Raw genomic sequence first — 23,178 nt, 5'->3', positions numbered from 1 at the left:
GTTTTAGCCTACAAATTAAGAATAATAAATATAAACGAATTAAAACTAAAACAAACTAAAAGGGCTGAAATCAAAATGTAAAGATTTTGGAGTGTTTAACTTAAAAGGTTTTAGCTCTTTTTTAGGAGCAACAATTAAAGCATAACCACCTTTATTATATCTATCCCAAATACTAAAAAATTGACTTTTAGAACTTATATATTCTCCATGGCTTGGATCAAGCACTTGTAAATAATTACCTTTATGATTGATAATTATAACAAAATGTGGAAAGCGTGGATCATCTTCAATTTTTACAAGCATTGGAATATTTACAAGTTTATCCAAGTTTTCTCTATTGATTTGATATGAATTGCTTTGAAAGCCCAGTTTTTTAACTGCATCGTTTAAATCTGCAAAGCTTACCATATCCGTATAAAGTTCTTGTCCGCTCATAATCTTTAAAAGTTCAAGTTCATCAAACTTTTTTTGATCATCAAGTATATTAAGTAAAGTTGCTAAAGATGAAGCACCACAAGATTGCTCATAAGTTTGTCTTATTACTCTTTCGTTTTTAATTTCTTGATAAGACTTAACTACCCATTCGGCTTTTGTACTCAAAGCAAGAATGGGTAAAAATAATAAAATTTTTAGAATTTTTTCCATAAGCTTATCCCAAATATGCTATCAGGAGAAGCAGAGCTTCCTCCAAAACTAGCATTAACAGAAACTGCGGTATCTGAATTAATGCTATAAGTAGAACCTAAACTTAAAGTTGGAATAGAACGCACTTCAGAATTTTGATAGCCATTGATTTTTTGTTTCATTTGAAATCTTTGCTCTGCTCCTAAATCTAAAGTAATTTTAGGACTTAGAATAATAGATAAATCCCCACCCACATAAATACTATTTCCATACTCTATTTTAAGGGTTTTAAATTTTCTTGATTGATTATAACCAAACCCTGTATAAATACTATAAACTACAGGATCGCTATATCCCCTTAAACTAGCTTGTAAGCTTTGTGATTTTAGATAAAAGTTTTTGGTTTGATTGATTGCTTTTTCTCTTTGAACAACTGCAGTTTGAAAGGTAATTTGTGGAATTAAATCTGCAATACTATCGCCTGTATAAATAAAACCTAGCCATAGATTATCAAATCCTATGCGATCTTTATGGGAATATGCATTTGTGAAAAAATTTGTATATTCTTGTCTTGCATAACTTCCGCCCCCTGAAATAAGTATGTCAAACTTAGGTGTTAGGGTATAAATGAAAGTTTGAGTTAAAAACACCTACTTTGTATCATTCCAAATTGTAGGATCTCCGCCTATTGTTATATTAGGATAAAGAGAATACGAGTTTGCATTTCCTGTGCTAAGTAAAGAAAAGCTTGTAATGCTTCTTAAGCCTATTTGCTTTTTAAATAAACTGTCTATATTTAGCTCATCACTAGCAAAAACACAATTAACTAAAACCATAAATGTTAAGAAAATTTTTTTCATTGTCAATCCTTACATTTTAAATAATCAGCTCAAGTTAATTTTAAAATTTAATCCTTGATATTGAAAAGTTTATTATTCTAAGATAAAATATTTTAAAATCTTTAAATATTTTTACTTGCTTAATATAATTTAAGATAAAAATGAAAATTTGTTACAAAAGCAAACAAACCGAGAATAAAATTTTAAGTATTTAAAGAAAATTCACTTAACTTTCAAAGCAAGATTAAACTTTTGCTAGAATAAGTCGATAGTAGTTTTAAAGAACTTACAAAAAGAATTTATGAAAGGATTTTCAATGAAAAAGATTTTTGCTTTATTAGCTTTAACTTCTTTACTGACTAGTTCTGTTTTGCTGAGGATTTTTTAGCTAAACTCACAAAAGGTGCCTTAAGCGATACAAGCCCGGGTGTCAAAGAACTCAGCCTTGAAGAGATGAAAGAAGTGAAGGGTGGGTATATAACCTATTTAAAACGACTTAGTGATAATGAAGTTATAGCCTTTGCCAAACCTGATTGGAATTTGGAATTAACTTTATTTCAAGATAGTAACGGAGATCAATATTATTGGAATAGAGAAGGACTTGTTCGATTTGGTGGAATGTGCGGTATAGAAACTACAAATTGTTTGGTTAATGGTAAGCATTCCTATATCAATCAAAAAAGACTTTGGGAAACTATGAGTATAGTGGGCGATGACCCTTATCGTAACTTTCTTGGATATACTGTGAAAAGAAATATTGGTATTTCTAATTTAGGGAAAAGATTTGTGTATTTTTCTTATGGAGTGGCTGTAATCAACGAACAATCAGGTTCTTGGTATAGAGTAAAATCAAGTCCTGTCTTTGAATAATTACAGAGTAGTTAAGGAAATCAGTTCAAACTATAAAGACTTTTTAGAAAGATATCTTGGTGGGTATTCTATCAAGTAAAGAGGAAAAACTAATGATAAATAGTCTAAACTCAAATTTAAACTATGATTATAACACTTCAAATTTTAAACAAGATAAAAATATTGATTTTAAAATCAACAAACACGGAGTAGCCGTTATAACAGGAGAAGGTGCTTTGCCTTATCGTGGAAAAAAATTTGAGTATAATCCTAAAATATTCGGACTTGATGAAAGTATTAGCAAAAAAGATATGCAAGAATTTAACAACTTTATGAAGTCAAATGCTTTAAAAGACCCCAATAAAATAGAAAAATCCCCTTTAAAAGATTTTAATCCTGCTTATACAAAATGGGACCCAACTACGGAGAAAATGATGTTAGGTTTTTTTGTTTCTTATTCTAAGATGTTTCATTTGGGCTACGACATCATCAAAAAAGCCGATGAATTTTATAAAGAATTTGACGCACTTATAAGTAAAGATTTAAGCTTAAATGAGTTTAAAACTAAATACATAGATTTTAAGCAAAGATACGATGAATTTGTGAAAGAATACGAAATGGCTATGGGTGATAAAATGTTGCTTTCTAGTGATGATGAAATTATCACTCAACAAAGTGAAAAACCCTTCAAAGCCATTCAAGGCGAAAGTAAAAACAAAGAAACTTACAAAGATGATAGCACAAGAAACGAACTTGTAAAAAAACTATTAGAAGGTAAATTTAGCACTAGTAAAGAATTAGAACTTCTTTTTGGTATGAAATTTAGTGATGATGATGCAGGAGAATTTAATAAAATCCTTTCTTTAAATTCTACACCAAAAAGTATAGATATTAAAGCTTAAGGATTTAAAAGTCTTTAAATTCCTAATCTTAATAAAATAAACCTATTAAAACTTATATAATAAAGAACTTATTATAAATTTTTAGCTAGAATGGAATTTATTTTAACTAAAGGTTGAAAAATGAATGAAAAAATAAGCCAAGATTTAGAAAAATTTGCTAACATACCAAACCTAAAAAATGCCGTAACTTTTTTTGGTTCAGCAAGACTTAAAGAAGATAATTTTTATTATCAGCAGGCTAAAATTTTGGCACAAAAATGTGCTCAAAATGGTTTTTGTGTGATAAGTGGTGGAGGTGGTGGTATTATGCGTGCAGCCAACGAAGGTGCTTTTTCACAAAAAAATAATACAAATTCAATGAGTTCTGTAGGGTTTAATATATTTTTACCTCACGAGCAAAAACTTAATGATTTTGTAGAATATAATATTACTTTTGAGAGCTTAGCCATACGCAAAATGGCTCTTATTGAAAAGAGTCTAGCTTTTGTGATCTTCCCAGGCGGCTTTGGAACACTTGATGAATTGTGTGAAATTCTTACATTAAAACAATTAGAATTTAAAAAAGATGTTCCTATTATTTTGTTTGGGAGTGAATTTTGGCGAGGTTTTGATGAGTTCGTCAGAAATTCTTTACTCAAACTTGAAGTGATTTCTAAAGGAGATGAGTTAAAGTATAAAATCACTGACGACTTGGATTTTATAATTAATACTTTAAAGGAAATTTAATGAAAATTCTAGTCGCTATGAGCGGTGGAGTTGATAGTACAGTCACTGCTTATAAACTTAAAAATTTAGGTCATGAAGTTATAGGTTGTTATATGAAACTTCATGGCAAACCAAATTATCACGAAGAAAATATCAAAAAAGTAGAAAAAGTTGCAAACTTTTTGCAAATTCCTTATCATATTTTAGACTTACAAGAAGATTTTAAAAACAAAGTTTACATGCCTTTTGTGGATACTTATAAAGAGGGTAAAACACCAAATCCTTGCGCTTTATGTAACCGTTTTATCAAACTTGGAAAACTTTTAGAATTTGCTAAAAGTTTAGGTTGTGAAAAACTTGCCACAGGGCATTATGCAAGACTTGAAAACAACTTAATAAAAACCGCAGTAGATGAAAGCAAGGATCAAAGCTATTTTTTGGCCAGTGCAGATAAAGAAGCTTTAAAATATCTTATTTTTCCGCTAGGCGAAATGAAAAAAGAAGATGTGAAAAAATTTGCTTCCACTATAGAGGTTTTAAAATCTTTTGCCACCCAAAAGGAAAGTTCTGAAATTTGCTTTGTTGAAGATACTTATGTGCAAGTTTTAGATCAGTTTATGGATACAAAAATTTCTGGAGAAGTATTAGATAGTAGCGGAAAAGTAGTAGGCAAACATGAGGGCTATATGCACTATACCATAGGCAAAAGAAGAGGCTTTGAAGTGCGTGGAGCGCATGAGCCGCATTTTGTTTTAAAAATCAATCCTAAGCAAAACCAAATCATCGTAGGAACCAAAGAAGAACTTAAAATCAGTGAATTTAACCTAAAAAATATCAATCTTTTTATAGACGCTAAAGAGCTTGATTGCGAAGTAAAAATCCGCTATCGTTCAAAATCCACACCTTGCAAGGTAGAAATTTATGAAGATAAAAGTGCAAAAATCATCCTAAAAGATCCTGTTTATGGGCTTGCTAGCGGACAAATGGCAGTCTTTTATGATCATGATAAAGTCATAGCAAGTGGTTTTATAGAATAATTTCTAGGAATTACTTCCTAGAAATTATTAATAAAATCCTAAAATTTTCCACTAAACAAGCCCAACAGCTATCATCACTACTATATCAACTATGGAAATCACAAAACCTGTACTCCACCATTTTTTAAGAGTTACACAGCCTGTTCCAAAAATAACAGGAGCTGTTCCTATTGCATAGTGAGTTAATGCCATCATAACATTACCTGAAGCTATCATAATAAAAGCATAAAAAAGTGGTGGTGCTCCTAAGGCAAGCTGCACTATAAAAAACAAAAAACATTGCTGATATATGAGCTGTAATGGAAGCAAAGAAATAGTGTGTATATAAAAAAGCAAGGCTTAAAAATATCATAATAGAAATTTCCCCAAGTCCCATAGCAGAAGCAAATTCACCTTAAGCTTCAGCTAAAAACTGTGTAACGCCAAGTTTGCCAAGTAAAGTTGCCATCATTACAAGAGCTGAAAACCATACTAAAGTATTCCAAGCAGCTTTTTCGGCCAAAACTTCCCCAAAAGTTAAAACTCCACTAATCAACACCAAAGACAACCCAAGCAAAGCCACACTAGTCGCATCAAGAGAAATTCCAAAAAAACAAGCCCAAAGCTCTAGCCCATAAAAGTAAAAGCGAGACAAAAACACTGAGCATGATTTTTTCACTATTTTTCATTTTTACAAGTTCTTTTAATTTATCTTTAGCAAAAGTAGAAGCATTAGGCGTGGATTTAATTTCTAGTGGAGAGAGAAAATAAAGCACCAAAGGATTTGGAGCTGTAGCTGTAATAAACATAGCTGATGAAATAGGATTGGCTCTTGATAATTTACCAAAGAAAGATAAGTGCCTATTTTATTTTGTGTTCCATCTTCAGGAGTGGATTTAAAACTTCTTGCAATAACTTGAACTATAGGATTTATGATAACCCCTGCTCTTGCAGTATTTGAAGGAGTAACTGGAGCTAAAATAGTTTCACAAAAAGCTATAGAATAAGCAATACCTAAGGTTTTTTTACCAAGAATACTGATAAAATGATAAGCCAAATGCTCTCCAAGTCCTGTTTTAATAACTCCACGAGCCACAATAATAGAATAACTATAAGCTAAATAAGAGAATTTGAAAAACCACTTAAAGCGTCTTTTATACCCGTTTTAGATTTTAAATTTGATATAGCAGTATTTACCTTTTCATCTTATACTCTTTTGATATAAAAAATCAAGTACTGAAGTATTTAAAGGAAATTTTAGTCTCATCAATAAGTTGTTGCGTAGAAGTTTTCGAAGTAGCTTTGGTGTAAATTTTACTTAGATTTTCAATTGGGTAGTGGTAATGCCACTAAGAGCTACTATGGCAATAGCTATCATACAAACAGCCCCCAAAGGCATTACTTGTAAAATCACTGCCATAATCACAGCAATAAAAAGCCCAAGAAAATACCAAGAATTATCTTCCAAACCTACAAGGAGTAGGTATAGGCCAAAACACAGTTGCAATTAAAATACACAGCACCAACAAGGGAATTTTCTTTCTATCCATTGTTTATCCTTTGATATTGGTAATGTAATTTACAATGCTTAAATTCTAGTTAACTAATATTTTAATAAATCTTAAAATTATAATTTTTAAATAAATTTTTAATTTATAAAAAAGCTAGCCTAATTGAAAAATGGGAATTTTAAAATGAATAAAACCCTTCCCCAGATAACTGCGGCACACACTAAAATCAAGTGCTCTGCTGTGTTCCCACCCTGAAGCGGTGCTTAAAAATAGCATTGCACAGGTCTAAGAAAAGGCTTAAAAATTATATCATAATATACTTAAAAAGCCTTGAGTTGTTAAGATTCAATATATAAATTTGCAATCAATCCATTGTTTTTATAAGAATTTTAAAAATTCATTTGTCAAATTATTATTTTATTTTCAAAAAATACGATATAAAAATAATTATTACATCCAAAAAGGAAAAATATGGAAGTTAAATGGAGTAGAGATTTTAGCATTAAAAATATGCAATTAGACAAACAACACGAACTAATTTTTGAAATTACTAATCTTGCAAATGATTTAGCTCTAAACATTCAAGATAATAATACACAACACAAAAATGATTTAAAACAAATTCTTGTAAAGCTATTTCAATACATCAAAATTCATTTTAAAGATGAAGAAAAATTTATGGAAAGCATTGATTTTCCTTTGATTGAAGAACATAAAAAATCTCATCAAATATTAGTAGAAAAAACTAAAGAGCTTTTAGAGCATTCAGATAATATTGTAAAAATGTCTCAAGAACTTTCCATATTAACCAAAGATTGGATTTTAGATCATTTTGCTAATGAAGATTTATGGATAGCTAATTTTACAAAAAAAGCCCTACACCTTCAAGAAATCCATTATACCTTAGAACAATACATAAAACTAAAATCAATCAAACAAGACCTAAGAGCTGAAAAAACCTATGATTATATTTGCAATTGTTCTTTGCGTATCCATGCAGTTCCACAGACTATACATCAAGAGCTTGTTAGCAAAGAAAATACCTTAAAGTGCGAAAAATGTGGGCAAATTTTAGTTCATTTGGATTATTTTGATTTGAATCAAAATTTCGAAAAATTCAATGCTATTTTTGAAGATGCACTACAAAATCACCATTTCACGACTCAAAAAAATGATATGGGGGGGGGATAGATGAATTTTCAAGTAAAAACCTTAGAAACTTTCAATCCTTTTGAAAGTTTAAATCACGAACAAGCAAACACAGAACAAATTCTTGATTTTAGAGTTATAGATTTTAAACTTCTGTGTTCTAGTGTAAAACCAGCGAAAACAAAAACTTATGAAAGAAAGGATTTTGACTTATTTTATGCAGATGATTTTTTTGTAAAAAACTACAATACCATAGTGCAAAAATTTCTTATAGAAATTTATCCAAAAAAACAAAGTTTTCCTTTTACAGTCAAACTTAGATCCAACTCCAACCTAACCCATCTAAAAGCCAGTATCAACCTTACAGAAAATTTTAAATATTACCCTAATTTAAAATTTGATATTTTGCAAAATATCTACAAAATAATGATCAAACAAAAATTTTTAATCTTAAGACTTGATAAAAATTTATTTGACAAGATTGATGATTTTATCTTATCAATACAAAAAAGTCCATCTATTAAAGAAATAGAGCTTGAAATTGCCAAAGGTGTAGATAAGATTGAACATAAAAGTGATGAAATTATTTATCATAGAGATGTTAACGAAGAATGTTTTGACGAAAATATTAACTATGATGAAGGAAACTACTGTAAACCTATTGAAAAAAATGAGCTACTTTTTGAATACATTTATAGAATTCTTGGAAAAGAAGGACGAAATTTAAGAGGAGAAATCCTTCATTTAAATCCAATAGCCTTTCTTGATAATCCTTTTATCATAAAAGATGAAAGCATTTACACAGAAGAATTAGAAGATAGAATTAAATATTTTAGCGCCAATTATGGATTTTTAAATAAAGACCACTCAGGATATAGCGTTATAAACAATTTAAAATTATCACAAATAGGGCTTAAAACAACCGGTTCAATCAAAACAAATATCGATGAAAATATAAACTTAGAAATCACTAATTTTGATATAAGTGATGATGCTATTAAATCAGGTATTGTAAATGTTCAAGCTTCAAATATAAAAGTAAATGGGAATGTTGGAGCAACAAAACTTTATGGAAAAAATATCAGTATCAAAGGCTTAACTCATGCAAAAAGCGAAATTTTTGCACAAGATATTTTTATTACAACACACAAAGGAACTTTGCAAGCTGACACTGTATATATAAAAAATTTAGAAAATGGGACAATTATAGCTAAAAATGTATTTGTTGAAAACTGCATGGGTGGAAAAATAGAAGCAGAAAATATTTATATTTGCAATTTACTAACGGATAATACTTTATATCCAAGAAAAAATCTAATCATAACAAACAATATAAAATTTAAAAACAATATCGTAGTTTCACCACTAGTTTCTATTGAAAACAACTCAGATACAGAATGCGGAAATCTTAAAAATCTAAGCCTTAAAATAAAAAGTAAGCTTGATGACACCATAAGCAAAATGCAAAATTACTATGATTATCTAATCAAAAATCAAATCAAAATCATCAAACTTCAAAAGACTAAAAATCCTAACGCCATAGAAATGAAATTTTCAAATCTTTATCACGATATCATAAAAAAATACAATCATCTTAGCATTTCGTATAAAAAATTTATAAAATTAAAATATCAAATTGATGCGAAATTAAATTTCTTAAATGAAATGGTTTACAATGTAAAAATATACATAAAAGCCGAAAATATCGGAGAGGATAATTTTTTAAAATTTTATCCTAACACAAACACCAACCTTGAACTAAAACATCATATAAATTTAAAAGACTATGAAAAGGTTTTATATCTTGAAAAAGGACAGCAAGTAAGTTATATTAAATCAAGCCATAATTATAGCGAAAGCGACATAGAAGAAATTAAAATTATTTTTGAAAAATTAGAAAAAGATAATTCCTAAGAATTATCTTTTCATATTAATGGCTTTTTGTATCATCTGATCACTTGTAGTGATACTTTTTGAGCTTGCATCAAAGGCTTTTTGAGTTACGATAAGGTTTGAAAGCTCTGCGCTTAAATCAACATTTGATTGTTCTAAGAATCCGCCTTTAAATTTAGCTGTATTAACAACTTGACCATCTTTCATAATAAAACTTGCATCACCGCTATTTGCCGTTGCTGCAAAAATATTATCTCCCATAGCAACTAATCCTTGCTCATTGATAAAATTATATAAAGCAAGCTTTCCAACTATGGCATTTTTACCATTGCTAAATTGCGCAACAATACTTCCATCATCGGATATATTATATTGTTCAAAAAACCCTTCAGCTACACCATCTTGTTGTGTAACTACATTTTTTTCGACGCCTTGTTTAATATAAATCCCACTATAACCCGAACCAGGCTTGTTAGCATCATAAGGAGAACCTAAATCAATATTAATTGTTCCACCATTTGGATTTGCAATGCTTGTAATATTGTTTTGAAGCAAAGCACCATTTTTATCAAAAACCATATTTCCTTCAGTCGGATTGCCTACGGCATTGCCATTAGAATCATAAATTTGTGCAATAGCTTTATATTGTATATTATCGCCTTCTTGCGGTAAAACTCTTTCAAGTGTAACCCTTAAAGTGCTTTTACTTCCATCTGCATTATAAATAGGGGATTCTAAAATATCTTTATTGGCTTTTTGTTGCTCTGTTGAAATTTGAGCTGTATCAAGCTTGATGCTATTTTCATCCAATCCTTTTAAATCAAGCTCGTTACTTTTAAAATTTAGATTTTCATCTAAAGTCGCTTCAAAGCTTGTTTTTACGCCATTATCATCAGTGAAATTTAAAATAATCCTATCACCCGCTTTAGCACTAAACACATCTTCTTTGCTAACACTACCACTAACTACATATTTTCCATCTTCAGTTTTTGTAATGTTAAATTTACTAGGATCAAGATCTACTTTAACTACTTCTGTTGTTGTGTTAGTATTTAAACTTCCACTCCATTTTACATTTTGAGTTACTTGAGGAGGTAAATACATATTCACAGGTACTTTAATAGCCCCTTGAGAAGCGGTTGTGCCTATACTGAAAGAATTATTTGAATTTACAGTAAAACCATTATTTACCGGAGTTCCTGTGTTAAGATAATCCCCCATAAGCCCAGCAACTCTATCGCTATAGTTAATACCAGTAAAAGCAGGATTCATTGTTCCTAAAACAAAATTTCCATAAGAATCTACCAAATATCCATTGGCATCTCTTCTAAATGATCCATTTCTAGTATAGTAAGCATTGCCATCAGCCCCTAAAACCCCAAAAAATCCTTTTCCTTGCAAAGCCACATCAAATTCGCCATCACTTGCAACAGGAGAACCCTGTTCGAAAACAACTTGAGAAGATGCTGCACCGCTACCATAACCACCTTGAGCAGGGTTGGTTGATTGGGTTGTTATGGTAGTATAAAAAATATCTTTAAATTGAGCATCAGAGTATTTAAAGCCCGTGGTATTGACATTTGCTATGTTATTAGCAGTGATATCAATACCAAAGCTATTGCTTTTTACTCCAGAAATCCCATTATAAAATGAATTCATCATGGCTTATGCCTTTTCCTCTTTGTCGCCATCTTCTGTAGATCCAGACCCAGAAGAATCTCCATCGCTTGAACCACCACTTGAGTCTCCACTTGAACCGCTTCCTCCAGTAGATGAAGATGAACCAAGCTTATAATCTGTTATTTCTTGTATTGCATCAAAAGGAACTTCTTGTCCAGCCATTTTTGCATAGGCAACACCATCTTTAAAAACAACACCTTCGATAGGATAAGTTCCGTAATTTGCAGTGATTTTTTCACCATTTTTATTATTATAAACCATTTTAACAGTGTACTCACCATCACCTGCATAAACCCCATCGTTATTTCTTCCTGGCCACTCCATAGTAAATAAACCTTGAGAAATAGATTTAGCATCGCTTTTTTCACTGAAAACAAGTTTATTATTGCTATCATAAATTTCTAGCGTAACACCGTTTTCATCAGAATCTTCAGGCAAATACATTTTAAGAGCGATAAGCTCATCTGCACCTGTAAGTTTGATTTTATTATCTGAAACAGTTGCCATTTTACCAATAGCCCCTAAAGCTGAAGTACTCATACTTGTACTAAAAGAATCAGAAAGCTTTTGCATAGTTTCAACCATTTTTTGCATAGTTGTATTGGTATTTTGCTGCATTTCAAGTGCACTAAGCTGTGAAGTTTGAGTAAGCATTTTATCGCTATCCATAGGATCTGTTGGATCTTGATGTTGAAGCTCTATCAAAAGAAGTTTTAAAAACGCATCCTTATCTAAGGTAGCATTTGGATTGCTCACTATTCCTGAGCTACTGCTTGAATCTGTTCTAGTTGTTCCACTAGTACTTCCTGAAGAAGTAGTACCTGAAGTTGTAGCAGTGGTATTTAAATTCCAATCCGATGATGATATCATTATAAACTCCTTTTTATTTAGTTTTTTATTATTTAAGCAATAAGTGTTCCAATTTAAAAATACTTCGCTAAAACAAGCTCTAGATTGACTTTTTCACTTTCATTTTTTCCATCTAAAGCATCTTTAAAACCATATCCACTACGATTTTTTCCTTGATTTTGATTTTGCTCTCTTTTACCTTGATCACTAAAATTCATTTCAAGTCCAGTAAATCCCATATTTACAAGAGAATTTTTAAACTCGGCTTGATTTTGGATAAACAAATTCATTGCATTGGCATTGGAGTTGAAATTGATATGAAGGTTATTACCTCTTTGTATCAAAGTTACCTCCACTTCTCCAAGATTATTAGGATTTAGAGTGATACTAAGTTTAGTAATAGGCGCTTTGTATTGATCCACAGCCTCTTTTAAATCTTGTGAAAAATACTGCAAAGTTTCTTTAGGAGTGATATTGCGAGCATTGTTTTGTGTTACTTTATTTAAATCTTTGACTAAAGAATTTAACTCATCTAAGCTATTTTTATCTACATTTTCACTGTGCGTTTTTGTTTGCTCTTGAGTAAAAGTTTCTTTATTAGTAGTATTATTATTAAAATTTGCATTATTCTCTTTGTTTTGAACTACTTGAGTTTTATTTAAATTTTCAAAATTTAATTTTTGATCAAAGAAATTTTGTTTTATATCTTTATTTTCTTTGTTGTTGTTTTTAGGCTCTTTATTTAGATTAAAATCTTTTTGTGTTAAATTTGAAACTAATTTCTGAGTATCTTTAACAATTTCTTTATTTAAATTTTTATCAAGATTTAAATTTTGATCATTGTTCTTTAAATTTTTATTTTGATCTTGTATATTTTCTTGATTTAAATTGTTTTTTTCTTGATTTTTATTTAACTCTTTATTAAAATCTTTGTTTAAGTCTTTGCTTTCTTTATTTAAATTATCTTGGTTTTTTTTATCTTTTATATTTAACTCTTCTGTTAAATTTTTTGCAAACTCATCATTTTTGATATTTTTTAAAGTATTTTTAGCATCTGTGGTATCTTCTTCTATTTTTGATTTAACTTTATCGTTTTTTTCGTGTTTGCTTTCTTTGGATGAAAGTATGGAATCTAAATTTTTTAAAGTTTGAGAAAGCAAAGAACCGCTATCTTTAGAATTTGTTTTTTGCATAGAATGAGTGCTTGTAGTATGAGTTGTATTTTCTAAATTGTGATTTAAATTTTTACTCACATTGGAAATTTTATTATTGATGATTTCTTTAAAAACATTATCCACAGCACCCTTAAAAAAATCAGCCTTATCTAAATTTGGAAAAGTTGCTTTAAGATCAAGAAGACGATCTACTTTAATATTTTTTACATTTAAGCCCAGATCTTTAGCTATGTCCAAAAGCTCACTAAGATTTGATGCACCTTTTAAAGCATTAAAATTAGCCTCTGTTTTAATAAGACTTGAAAGTTGAGTAGAAAGATTTGCTAGTTTAACATCTGCTGTATCTGTTTTTAGCTTATCTAACAAAGAAAGAATTTGCATAAAAGAAGCAGATTCGAAAATGCTTATCTTATCGCTCTCATCAAAAGCTCCTTTTTGAAGTCTGCTCATCGCTTCATTAACAACTTCTTTTTGACTGATCTTCATATGATCAGGTAAAAATTCATTGGTTTCATTGATAGAATTAAGCAAAGAATTTAAAAAACTTTCCGTATCATCTTGAGTTGAATTTTTACTATCACTACTTTCATGTTCTTTATTTTTACTAGTTTTACTAAAAGAACTGCTAGTAGTAGAAGTTTTACTCGGCGTAAGATTTAAAACATCATTTTGCGGAGCTAAATTTGACATCACTTTTCCTTCAAAAAATTATTTTAAAAATTTATCTACCATTACATTAGGAAATTTTTCTTTCAAATAAGAATCTTCATATACTTTAATCATCTTATCTTCATTTAAAGCAGTTAAGATATTTAAAAGCTCTTCTAAATTTTTAGCATTTAAAATTTTCTCTAAATTTTCTTCATTTTCTAAAATTTCTGTAAGCTCACTTGAAATTCTTGCCATTTTTTCGTTTTCATCTGATCTAAAAGTTTCTAAAAGCTCTAAAACTTGAAGCAAAACTTCATTTTTTCTTTCAGCTAAATCACTTTTAAATTCAACAAAAATCTCTTCATTTAATGGTTTTGACATTTTAACTTCCTTTTTAAAATTTTAATTTCATAAGTTTTTAAAGCAAGAAGTGTTCCAAGTTTTGATACTTTGTAGTTTAAGTTAAATTTTTGTATAATTTAAGCTTTTAAAAATTTAGCTTTGGAGAAGAAAATTTGGAAAACATTAGAAATATAGCAGTTATAGCTCACGTTGACCATGGTAAAACCACTATGGTAGATGAATTGTTAAAACAATCAGGCACCTTTAGCGAAAGAGAACAAATTTCGGAACGCGTTATGGATAGCAACGATATAGAAAAAGAACGCGGTATTACCATACTTTCAAAAAACACAGCGATCAATTACAAAGGTACAAAAATCAACATCATAGATACTCCAGGGCATGCTGATTTTGGCGGAGAAGTAGAACGTGTTTTAAAAATGATTGATGGAGTTTTGCTTTTAGTAGATGCTCAAGAAGGCGTTATGCCACAAACTAAATTCGTGGTTAAAAAAGCTTTATCTTTAGGGCTTAAACCTATAGTTGTAATCAACAAAATAGACAAACCAGCTGCCGATCCTGAAAGAGTGATCAATGAAATTTTTGATCTTTTTGTAGCCCTAGATGCAAACGATGAGCAACTTGACTTTGCTATAGTTTATGCTGCAGCAAAAAATGGTTATGCTAAGCTTGATCTAAACGATGAAAGTGATAATATGGAGCCACTTTTTAAAACCATACTTGAACGCGTTCCAGCTCCAAGTGGTAGTGATGAAAATCCTTTGCAGCTTCAAGTTTTCACTTTGGGGTATGATAATTTCGTAGGTAAAATAGGCATTGCTAGAATTTTCAATGGGGTTGTGAAGAAAAACCAAAGCGTAATGCTTGCAAAAGCTGATGGTACCAAGGTAAATGGTAGAATTTCAAAACTCATTGGCTTTATGGGCTTAGAAAAAATGGACATCGAAGAAGCAGGAAGTGGAGATATCTTAGCTATAGCAGGTTTTGAAGCTTTAGATGTGGGTGATAGCGTTGTAGATCCAAACAATCCTATGCCACTTGATCCTTTGCACATTGAAGAGCCGACTTTAAGTATAGTATTTTCTGTAAATGATGGACCATTAGCAGGAACTGAAGGAAAACATGTAACTTCAAATAAAATCGCTGAACGTTTAGAAGCTGAAATGAAAACTAATATTGCTATGAAATACGAAAGCACAGGCGAAGGTAAATTTAAAGTAAGCGGTAGGGGCGAACTTCAAATCACTATTTTAGCTGAAAATATGCGTCGTGAAGGTTTTGAGTTTTGCATGGGAAGACCTGAAGTTATCGTAAAAGTTGAAGATGGAGTTAAAACAGAACCTTTTGAACATTTAGTTATCGATGTGCCTGAAGAATTTAGCGGTGCGGTAATAGAAAAACTTGGCAAAAGAAAAGCTGAAATGAAAACCATGGCACCAACGGGCGATGGACAAACAAGACTTGAGTTTGAAATTCCAGCACGCGGACTTATAGGTTTTAGAAGTCAGTTTTTAACCGATACCAAAGGCGAAGGCGTGATGAATCATAGCTTTTTAGAATTCCGTCCTTTTAGCGGTGCGGTTGAAAAGCGTAATAATGGAGCGTTAATTTCTATGGAAAATGGCGTGGCTTTAGGGTATTCTTTGTTTAACCTTCAAGAGCGTGGAGTACTTTTCATAGAGCCTCAAACTAAAGTTTATACCGGTATGATTATAGGTGAGCACTCTCGTCCAAATGATTTAGATGTTAATCCTATCAAAGGAAAGAATCTTACCAATGTAAGAGCAAGTGGAAGCGATGATGCAATCAAACTTGTGCCACCTAGAAAATTAAGTCTTGAAAGAGCTTTAGAGTGGATAGAAGAAGATGAACTTGTAGAAGTTACACCTATAAATGTGCGTGTTCGCAAACGCTATCTTGACCCAACTCAAAGAAAAAGAATGGAAAAAGCAAAATCTTAATGGATTTAAAAAGCTTAGAAAATAATAGACTTTATATACTTAAACGCTTAGGAATCTTAAAATTCCTAAGCATTATCGAAGCCTTACTTGTAGGTTTTTTAGCCTTTGTTTTTATAAGAGATGCCTTAATCGCAGTAATTTTAGCTGTTTTTGTAGGTGTTTTTTTCTTTCGTTTTACAGCTAAAAAACTAAAACTCGCACAAAAAGAATTGCAAATTAATGCTTTAAATTTATTTTTGCGTCGTTTTGAGGCAAAATTTAAAAAGCAAAGTTTAAGCCAAAAAGACTTTTTAAAATTAGGACTTACAAAGGATTTGAAAGAATTTAAAAGTCAAAACTGCTTTGAATTTAAGGATTTTAAAATTTATGATATTCAGTTTTTGGACGAAAATAAACGCTTTTTTTGCGGAATTTTGCTCGAAATTTTAAATGCAAACAAAAATCCTAGCTTTGAAAACGAAGAACAAATTTATATCAAACTTCAAGATAAAAATTTCACTTTAAATCATGTTTTTTCTAAAGAAAATCATTATCTTATTGCTACTTTAAGCAATCCTTTCTTTATAGATGTAAAAAAAGATTTAGAAAGCAATTTCAAAGATTTAGAAGAAAATCTAAATTCTATAAAAAACAAACTATTTAAATAATTAACATAAAGTTAATATCATAAAATTTTAATAAATATTAATTATATACTTTAAATATATATTACTTTTAGTAACACTTTAAAATTTAATTTTATTTAAATTATTCTTATTATGCTTAATATTTAAGAAAAAATACACTAAAATCAATTTGAACTGCAAATAAAAAGGAGGAAAATCATGAAAAAACACATTTTATTGCTTGGTTTATGTCTTAGTTTGAGTCTTAGTGCTAAAAGCGTGAGTGATTACAAAGTAGGAGAAGAATTAAGCGACAAGGAAGGAGTAGAGTATTTTAAGGAACTTTCCAAAAGACCTGTGCAAGAATGGCCAAATAAAAATTTAAGCATCAATGATGTTCCAAAAGGTAAGCAAGGGGATTTAATCCGTTATGGCATAGAGCTTTTAAGCAAGACAGAAAGTACTCTAGGACCCTATAGCAAGCTAAAAAAGACAAGCAACGAAGTAAACTGTATTTCCTGTCACATGGACAATGACGGCAATGGTTTACCAGGGACAAAAAAATATGTTATTCCATTTTTAAATGTCCTAAACAATTATCCAAAACTTGATATAGAAACGATGAAAATCATCTCTGTTGAAGATAGAATTCGCGGAATGGGTGGAACTGACTCTCATAGATTTCCTAATGATTCTAAAGAAATGAAAGCAATTTTAGCTTATTTTAAATGGCTAAAAGAAGCTTATGGCATCAAAGACGGCGTAAAGCTTGAAGGAGATTTTTTCGCTAAGATGAATTTTCCAAATCGCCCAGCTGACCCTGTGCGTGGAAAAAAACTCTTTGAAGAAAATTGCGTTGCTTGCCATGGCGAAAGAGGACTTGGGGTAAAAAATGATAATTACGAACAAGGTAGCGGACATTTATATCCATCTTTACTTATCTATCCTGATGGTGGACACATGGCTATGATACCATTTTTAGCAAGATTTTTAAAATCAGCCATGCCTTTTGGTGCGAGTGCAGATAATCCTATATTAAGCGATGAAGATGCACTGGATATAGCAGCTTATGTCAATACAGGTTTTGTAAGAATGCCTATAACCACTACAGAAAATCGTGCAGGACTTGATACAGCTTATAGCAAATCCCCATCATTAAAACCTGAGTATTTTGCTTCACCACAACAAAATTTAGACCCTAAAGAATACATAAAAGTAAAATACGGACCTTGGAAAAATCCAAATCACTTCCCAGGAGAATGATTAATTTTGGGCTTAGCCCAAAATTAATCCTCATCTTTGGCTAAATTTTCAAGACTTTTAATCCCTTCTTCGCCTATCAAATTTCCACCTTGTAAGTCGCTAAATATCGCATTTAAAGAACTCACTATGGCAGTGGAATTAAAACTTAGATTTTCTATAGCTCTTTCTCTTTTTTTCCATATATTTTGTAAAGCCCTTTTTTCAGCTTCTAATTCTTCTTTCATATTTTGATAAGTTTTAAGTATAAAAGTGATTTGCGTATTAAATTCCTTGGAATTTAAGTATTCGTATAAAATGTGATTTTTTTCATCTTTGTTTTGTAAAGCATTTTTGAGTTTATAAGCGTTTATAATGCTTTCTCTAAGCACTGCTAAAACACCTTTGAATTCATTAAAAGTACAAATCAAAATTCCTTCTTTAAAATGCGTTTTTTCTTTATCTTTTGGCATAGTTTTTGTGATCAAAACCGCTATATCACTTTTTGCGGCTATGCTGTCTAGCTTAAGCTTATCAAGCCATTCTTTATTAAATTCTTTAGTGCGTTTGCTCTCATACAAAATACTTCCACAAATATTTCCAAAATTATCCTTTACTATATGCAGACAATCAGCTCCATTTACGCCTTTTGGCACTTCTTTTACTTCATCGCTTAAATACTCACTTTGTATGTATTCTTCTATGAGTAGTTCGGCTGCTTCGCCTTGGAGTTGCTGTGAGCCTTGTTCTATCCTGCGTTGTGCGTCTTCTAGCTTTTGAGCTACACTTTTAAAATTCGTTTCTAGTTCTTTGTATTTAAGATCTTGCTCTTGAGTACTTTTTTGAAATTCAAGACGCATTTTTTCTCTTTCAAATTCCAAATTTTTGCTTTCTTGTTCTTTAAATTCTTTAAAAGCCTCTTCTTTGGCTTGAAATTTCAATCTTTCTTCATTTTCTTTTTGCTCTCTTTTTAGCCTTTCATTTTCAGCCTTTATGCTTAAAAACTCGCTAAGTTCTTTGCTTTTTTTCTCGAGTTCTTCTTGCATGATTTTCATTTCATTTTCATGCTCTTTGTTAAATTTCTCGCTGAATTCTTTTTGGAAATTTTGCTTTTGTATAAGAAGTTCTTGTTCAAATTTTTGCTTTTCTAAAAGAAGCTTTTGGCTTACTTGCTCGCTTATGAGTTTTTCTTGTTCTATCTTTTGAGTTTTTAAATCATTTAAAGCTTTGGTATATTCAGCTCTTTTAGCATTTACCTCATCATCAAATTCTTTTTTTTGTTTTAGCATTTCTTGCTTAGCTTTATCTAAAATTTGAGCATATAAAGCAGTGCTGATATCGATAAAACTTCCACAACTTGGGCATTTGATTTGTTCATTTTGGTTTAAATTTTGCATAAAATTTCCTTAGAATTTTTCCCTAAATTTAACATAGAAAAACAAAGATTATTCTAAGATTGACTTGTTAAAATCATTCTTTTAGAATAATTAGGATTACAAATGCAAAAACACACCCAAATTCACGGCTTTGCTAAATTTAAACTCATCGTTATCCTTGCTTTGATGTCAAGCATAGCACCACTTTCTACAGATATGTATTTGCCTGCACTTTCTCATGTGGAGCAAAGTTTTCAAACTAATTCTTTTTTAACCCAACTTAGTATCGCAAGTTTTTTTATCGCTTTTGCTTTAGGACAGCTTATATATGGGCCTTTAAGTGATATTTTTGGGCGTAAAATTCCAGCTTTGGTGGGGATATTTTTCTTCATCGTTTCGAGTTTGTTTTGTGTGATTATCGATGATATTTATGCTTTTATCGCTTTGAGATTTTTTGAAGCACTTGGGGGTTGTGCAGGTGTGGTTATCGCAAGGGCTATTGTCAATGACTTGTTTGAGATCAAAGAAGCTGCAGGGATTTTTGCTTTGATGATGGTTTTTAGTTCTCTTGCTCCTATGCTTTCGCCAACTTTTGGGGGAATTTTGCTAGAGTATTTTTCATGGCATAGTATTTTTGCGACTTTGTTTGCTTTAGGAATTTTACTTTTTTTGATGATACTTTTTGGTTTAAAAGAGTCCGCACCTCATCTTAAAAACAAAAAATTTTCCCATCATGAAGCGATGAAAAGCTACAAATTTGTTTTAAGCAATAAACGCTTTTTAGTTTATATACTATGTGCTTCTTTTGCTTTGGCGGCGATGTTTGCTTATATCACAGGATCAAGCTTTGTTTTTACGCAGTTTTTTAGCTTAAGTGAGCAAAAATTTGCTTTGCTTTTTGGGGCAAATGCTTTAGGTTTTGTCATCTGTGCAAATATCAATGCAAGATTGGTTTTAAAATACGAAAGCGAAAAAATTTTGGCAAAAGCTTTGATGATAATGTTTATATCGACTGTGATTTTACTTGCAAATGCCTTTTTTCATCCAAATTTCTTGCTTTTTGAACTTAGTATTTTTACAAGTATCGCTATGCTTGGTTTCATCGCACCCAATACCACGACTTTGGCTATGGCAAGGTTTAAAGAACATAGCGGAACTGCTTCTGCGGTGCTTGGAACGGTGCAATTTGGTTTTGCAGGGCTTATTTCTTTTGTGGTTGGGGCTATTAACGCAAATACGCCGATAATCCTTGCTTTTGTAATGTGTGCTTGCGTATTGGTTGCAAATATGATATATTTTCTAATCAAAATAAAGGAGAAAAAATGAAAACAAATAATATCTTTATGGCTTTAGCCATAGTTTTAGCAAGTTTGATTCTAGCTTTTGGATTTAACAAGGCTTTAAGCGATTTTAAAACACTTGAAAGAAGTGTAAGCGTAAAGGGTTTAAGTCAAAAAGAAGTCGAAGCGGATACTTTGATACTTCCTATAAAATTCACAAGATCAAACAACAATCTTACAAATTTATACGAAGAACTAGAACAAGATAAAGAAAATATCATCAAATTTTTAAAAGAACAAGGCGTAAAAGAAGATGAGATCAACTACAACTCGCCAAATATCATAGATCGTTTAAGTGATCCTTATAGCAACGACACTCAAGCTGTATACCGATACATAGGCACTGCGAATTTACTCATCTATACTCAAAATGTAAAGCTTGGAAAAAGCATACTAGAAAATATTTCAAGTCTTGCAAAATTTGGTATAGTAACAAAAATCGATGATTATGATATAGAATACCTTTACACCAAGCTAAATGATATAAAACCACAAATGATAGAAGAAGCAACGCTCAATGCTAGAAACGCAGCAATAAAATTCGCACAAGACTCAAACAGCCATCTAGGCAAGATAAAAAAGGCTTCTCAAGGACAATTTAGCATCAACAATAGAGATAAAAACACCCCTTACATCAAAACCATAAGAGTGGTTTCTACTATAGAATACTACTTAAAAGACTGATGATAAAATTTCAAGCTAAGCTTTAAAGCTTAGCTTGGCACTATGGAATTTTTTCGCGCGGTTTTTTGGAGTGAGAATATACAAAGCAAAAGTATAATGCTATATAAAACACTAGTGGATTTTATGGTATTTTCTGTAATCTTGTCTTGATTTATAGTCTTTAAAAGTTCTGTATATTTTTCTCCTAAAACTTCCTTGGCTCTATTTAAATTCGCATCGTTTAATTTTAAAAGATTTTCTTTGTTTGCTACTATCAATGCTTTAGCTGAATTTAACTCTGTAAAAGAAATGTTTTTATACTCTTGATTTAGGTTAAATTCTTTAAAAGAAATTTTTGCAAGATTTATAATGGCACTGGCATTTAAATCATTTAAACTTTTTTCAAATTGACTTTCATAAAGTTTGCCTGATGAAAATACACCTGTAAAAGGGTTTATAAGTTGTGAGCTATTAATCAAAAAGAATAAAAATACTAAATATAACATAAATTTAAATACTATATTAAAAATAATATTTTTAATGTTAAAAAAGAAATAACATATATATATGCTTAATATATAACACATTACTAAATATAAAATTGTCTTATATTCATTAGTTTTATAAAAATAAGTTACGAGATATAAGACTATAAACACCATAGCAATAATAAAAAATATTGATTTTGCAAAAATGCTTTTTTTTCTATTAAAATAAAACATGATGCAGCAAAGAAAAACTAATATACCGATGATAATAAAGATAACGCTCGATTTCAATTCGTTAAAAAATTTACTATAAGGTTCTATACAAGCTTGACAAAAGAAAATAAACACCCCATATAAAACAATCATCCCCACAGTAAAATTTAAAATTTTTAAAAAATCATTATGATGATCGCTAGTATTTCTATACACATTTAACAAAACACAATTAAACCATATTAATATATTCTTAAATATATCAGCATTTTTTTCTCTGTCTTTGACGCTTAAATTTATATGATTTTCTTTCTCTTTCGCATAAAGCTCTAGCTTGTGCCATTCTTGAGCTTCTAAAGTATTATTTTGAGTGATTAAAACATCTTTTATGACTCTGAAAGAATCTTTTAAATGTTTGGCACATTTTAATTTACAATTATTATTACGCTGTTCTTCTGTTATTTCTTGTTTATTTTCACACGTCTCATCTTGATAATTATCTTCTATATATTTCTCCACTGATTTAAAATCTAGCTTATCTATATCGACATTGATTAAATTTACAGCTTTTTGCTCTTTAAAATAACAAGCACTGAAATTCGGAATCTTATGAAACTTTACTCCATAAAAACAAGCTATATCATCAAATTCACACTCGTGAAAATCAGCATAACTATAAAATTCAGAATTATTAAAATAAACATTATCTTTAAAATGAGTATTTGAAAAATTTAATTTTGTTGTATTATCTTTATCCTTATATCCAAAATTAGAATCTACAAAATAACATCTATTTTTAAATTTATTTTTCCACAAATTTATTTTTTCTATAGCACAGTTTTTTATAAAAAGATATCCTTCAAATTCGTTTTCTTGCAAATCTAAGGATGTGATTTTTTTATCGTTTCGTTTATCATAGCAATTTATAAAAACCAAATGATCTAAAAATTGGTTTTGATATATTTCTAAGTCACTATAAAATACACACTGATTAAAGGTTAATGTTTTTTTAAAAATAATATTTTTCAAATTTAATGACTTTTTAAATAACTTGTCAAAAGTACAATTGCAAAAATACAAATGGTTT

Annotated in this window: 22 protein-coding genes, 1 other RNA gene and 2 pseudogenes; 11 read left to right on the top strand and 14 right to left on the bottom strand. The window is 30.2% G+C overall.

From position 1 onward, the window contains the following. Nucleotides 1–45: 45 nt before the first annotated feature. The gene (locus FBE87_RS00315; protein WP_002851963.1) at nucleotides 46–645 is read right to left on the bottom strand and encodes a C39 family peptidase; all 600 of its coding nucleotides are present in this window, start codon (nucleotides 643–645) and stop codon (nucleotides 46–48) included. Continuing rightward, nucleotides 630–1,484: pseudogene (locus tag FBE87_RS09145) on the bottom strand (hypothetical protein). Before FBE87_RS09145 ends, FBE87_RS00315 begins: the two are co-directional and overlap by 16 nt. Nucleotides 1,485–1,764: 280 nt before the next feature. On the opposite strand from FBE87_RS09145, the pseudogene FBE87_RS00300 reads away from it, so the two are divergent. The 4 genes and pseudogenes from FBE87_RS00300 to mnmA all read left to right on the top strand — a co-directional run bounded on the left by FBE87_RS00300 (nucleotide 1,765) and on the right by mnmA (nucleotide 4,956). Next, nucleotides 1,765–2,412 (top strand): annotated as a pseudogene (locus FBE87_RS00300) (hypothetical protein). A 13-nt stretch (nucleotides 2,413–2,425) separates the two neighbouring features. Beyond that, a complete protein-coding gene (locus tag FBE87_RS00295; RefSeq protein WP_002864361.1) occupies nucleotides 2,426–3,214 on the top strand; it encodes a hypothetical protein in 789 nt (262 codons plus the stop codon). Between the two features lie 120 nt (nucleotides 3,215–3,334). Further along, nucleotides 3,335–3,940: a TIGR00730 family Rossman fold protein gene (locus FBE87_RS00290; RefSeq protein ID WP_002858801.1), complete on the top strand. Its 606-nt coding sequence runs from the start codon at nucleotides 3,335–3,337 to the stop codon at nucleotides 3,938–3,940. Further along, nucleotides 3,940–4,956, top strand: a complete 1,017-nt coding sequence (gene mnmA, locus FBE87_RS00285) for a tRNA 2-thiouridine(34) synthase MnmA (protein WP_168977204.1) — start codon at nucleotides 3,940–3,942, stop codon at nucleotides 4,954–4,956. The genes FBE87_RS00290 and mnmA overlap by 1 nt, the downstream gene beginning before the upstream one ends. A 51-nt stretch (nucleotides 4,957–5,007) precedes the next feature. On the opposite strand, the gene FBE87_RS00280 is transcribed toward mnmA, so the two are convergent. From FBE87_RS00280 to ffs, 6 genes are all read right to left on the bottom strand, one after another. After that, nucleotides 5,008–5,229, bottom strand: coding sequence for an anion permease (locus tag FBE87_RS00280; protein WP_002887116.1), 222 nt, complete (start codon nucleotides 5,227–5,229; stop codon nucleotides 5,008–5,010). Between the two features lie 121 nt (nucleotides 5,230–5,350). Then, a complete protein-coding gene (locus FBE87_RS00275; RefSeq protein WP_002868357.1) occupies nucleotides 5,351–5,614 on the bottom strand; it encodes an anion permease in 264 nt (87 codons plus the stop codon). Continuing rightward, nucleotides 5,529–5,744, bottom strand: a complete 216-nt coding sequence (locus tag FBE87_RS00270) for an anion permease (RefSeq protein ID WP_052846038.1) — start codon at nucleotides 5,742–5,744, stop codon at nucleotides 5,529–5,531. Before FBE87_RS00270 ends, FBE87_RS00275 begins: the two co-directional genes overlap by 86 nt. After that, complete coding sequence (locus tag FBE87_RS00265; RefSeq protein ID WP_100621827.1) at nucleotides 5,687–6,031, bottom strand: anion permease; 345 nt, start codon at nucleotides 6,029–6,031, stop codon at nucleotides 5,687–5,689. Before FBE87_RS00265 ends, FBE87_RS00270 begins: the two co-directional genes overlap by 58 nt. 222 nt (nucleotides 6,032–6,253) lie before the next feature. Then, entirely contained in the window at nucleotides 6,254–6,403 is a 150-nt protein-coding gene (locus FBE87_RS00260; protein ID WP_100620163.1) for an anion permease, read from the bottom strand. A gap of 237 nt (nucleotides 6,404–6,640) precedes the next feature. After that, nucleotides 6,641–6,738: signal recognition particle sRNA small type (ffs, locus tag FBE87_RS00255), an RNA gene on the bottom strand. Between the two features lie 179 nt (nucleotides 6,739–6,917). On the opposite strand from ffs, the gene FBE87_RS00250 reads away from it, so the two are divergent. Together FBE87_RS00250 and FBE87_RS00245 are read left to right on the top strand one after the other, a co-directional pair. Continuing rightward, entirely contained in the window at nucleotides 6,918–7,637 is a 720-nt protein-coding gene (locus FBE87_RS00250; RefSeq protein ID WP_052773878.1) for a bacteriohemerythrin, read from the top strand. Continuing rightward, nucleotides 7,638–9,509, top strand: a complete 1,872-nt coding sequence (locus FBE87_RS00245; protein WP_168977203.1) for a FapA family protein — start codon at nucleotides 7,638–7,640, stop codon at nucleotides 9,507–9,509. A gap of 3 nt (nucleotides 9,510–9,512) precedes the next feature. Here FBE87_RS00245 and FBE87_RS00240 read toward each other — a convergent pair whose 3' ends face one another. The 4 genes from FBE87_RS00240 to FBE87_RS00225 are packed head-to-tail and all read right to left on the bottom strand — an operon-like array spanning nucleotide 9,513 to nucleotide 14,224. Further along, nucleotides 9,513–11,150 carry a flagellar hook protein FlgE gene (locus FBE87_RS00240; protein ID WP_002805291.1) on the bottom strand — a complete coding sequence of 546 codons (1,638 nt, stop codon included), beginning with the start codon at nucleotides 11,148–11,150 and terminating at the stop codon, nucleotides 9,513–9,515. Between the two features lie 3 nt (nucleotides 11,151–11,153). Beyond that, nucleotides 11,154–12,038, bottom strand: coding sequence for a flagellar basal body rod modification protein (locus tag FBE87_RS00235; protein ID WP_002805290.1), 885 nt, complete (start codon nucleotides 12,036–12,038; stop codon nucleotides 11,154–11,156). A gap of 53 nt (nucleotides 12,039–12,091) precedes the next feature. After that, the gene (locus tag FBE87_RS00230; protein ID WP_075912916.1) at nucleotides 12,092–13,885 is read right to left on the bottom strand and encodes a flagellar hook-length control protein FliK; all 1,794 of its coding nucleotides are present in this window, start codon (nucleotides 13,883–13,885) and stop codon (nucleotides 12,092–12,094) included. A gap of 15 nt (nucleotides 13,886–13,900) precedes the next feature. Then, a complete protein-coding gene (locus tag FBE87_RS00225) occupies nucleotides 13,901–14,224 on the bottom strand; it encodes a hypothetical protein (RefSeq protein ID WP_002782892.1) in 324 nt (107 codons plus the stop codon). Nucleotides 14,225–14,358: 134 nt separating this feature from the next. On the opposite strand from FBE87_RS00225, the gene typA reads away from it, so the two are divergent. From typA to FBE87_RS00210, 3 genes are all read left to right on the top strand, one after another. Beyond that, nucleotides 14,359–16,167 carry a translational GTPase TypA gene (gene typA, locus FBE87_RS00220; protein WP_100626307.1) on the top strand — a complete coding sequence of 603 codons (1,809 nt, stop codon included), beginning with the start codon at nucleotides 14,359–14,361 and terminating at the stop codon, nucleotides 16,165–16,167. Beyond that, the gene (locus tag FBE87_RS00215) at nucleotides 16,167–16,814 is read left to right on the top strand and encodes a poly(A) polymerase (protein ID WP_100616617.1); all 648 of its coding nucleotides are present in this window, start codon (nucleotides 16,167–16,169) and stop codon (nucleotides 16,812–16,814) included. The genes typA and FBE87_RS00215 overlap by 1 nt, the downstream gene beginning before the upstream one ends. 177 nt (nucleotides 16,815–16,991) lie before the next feature. Continuing rightward, the gene (locus FBE87_RS00210; RefSeq protein ID WP_002859743.1) at nucleotides 16,992–18,035 is read left to right on the top strand and encodes a c-type cytochrome; all 1,044 of its coding nucleotides are present in this window, start codon (nucleotides 16,992–16,994) and stop codon (nucleotides 18,033–18,035) included. Nucleotides 18,036–18,058: 23 nt separating this feature from the next. Here the strand turns inward: FBE87_RS00210 and FBE87_RS00205 are convergent, their stop codons facing one another. Then, nucleotides 18,059–19,408, bottom strand: coding sequence for a DUF2130 domain-containing protein (locus FBE87_RS00205; RefSeq protein ID WP_002864688.1), 1,350 nt, complete (start codon nucleotides 19,406–19,408; stop codon nucleotides 18,059–18,061). Nucleotides 19,409–19,510: 102 nt separating this feature from the next. Here FBE87_RS00205 and FBE87_RS00200 point away from each other — a divergent pair, with 102 nt between their 5' ends. Together FBE87_RS00200 and FBE87_RS00195 are read left to right on the top strand one after the other, a co-directional pair. Next, complete coding sequence (locus FBE87_RS00200; protein WP_100626306.1) at nucleotides 19,511–20,713, top strand: multidrug effflux MFS transporter; 1,203 nt, start codon at nucleotides 19,511–19,513, stop codon at nucleotides 20,711–20,713. Continuing rightward, on the top strand, nucleotides 20,710–21,411 hold the full coding sequence (locus FBE87_RS00195) for an SIMPL domain-containing protein (protein ID WP_070316003.1): 702 nt from the start codon (nucleotides 20,710–20,712) through the stop codon (nucleotides 21,409–21,411). The genes FBE87_RS00200 and FBE87_RS00195 overlap by 4 nt, the downstream gene beginning before the upstream one ends. A 29-nt stretch (nucleotides 21,412–21,440) precedes the next feature. Here FBE87_RS00195 and FBE87_RS00190 read toward each other — a convergent pair whose 3' ends face one another. Continuing rightward, nucleotides 21,441–23,120: a pentapeptide repeat-containing protein gene (locus tag FBE87_RS00190; protein WP_336370499.1), complete on the bottom strand. Its 1,680-nt coding sequence runs from the start codon at nucleotides 23,118–23,120 to the stop codon at nucleotides 21,441–21,443. Nucleotides 23,121–23,178: the final 58 nt, after the last annotated feature.

The organism is Campylobacter sp. CFSAN093246, from assembly GCF_012889415.1.
GTDB lineage: Bacteria > Campylobacterota > Campylobacteria > Campylobacterales > Campylobacteraceae > Campylobacter_D > Campylobacter_D jejuni.
This window is presented reverse-complemented; position numbering and strand designations above follow the sequence as displayed.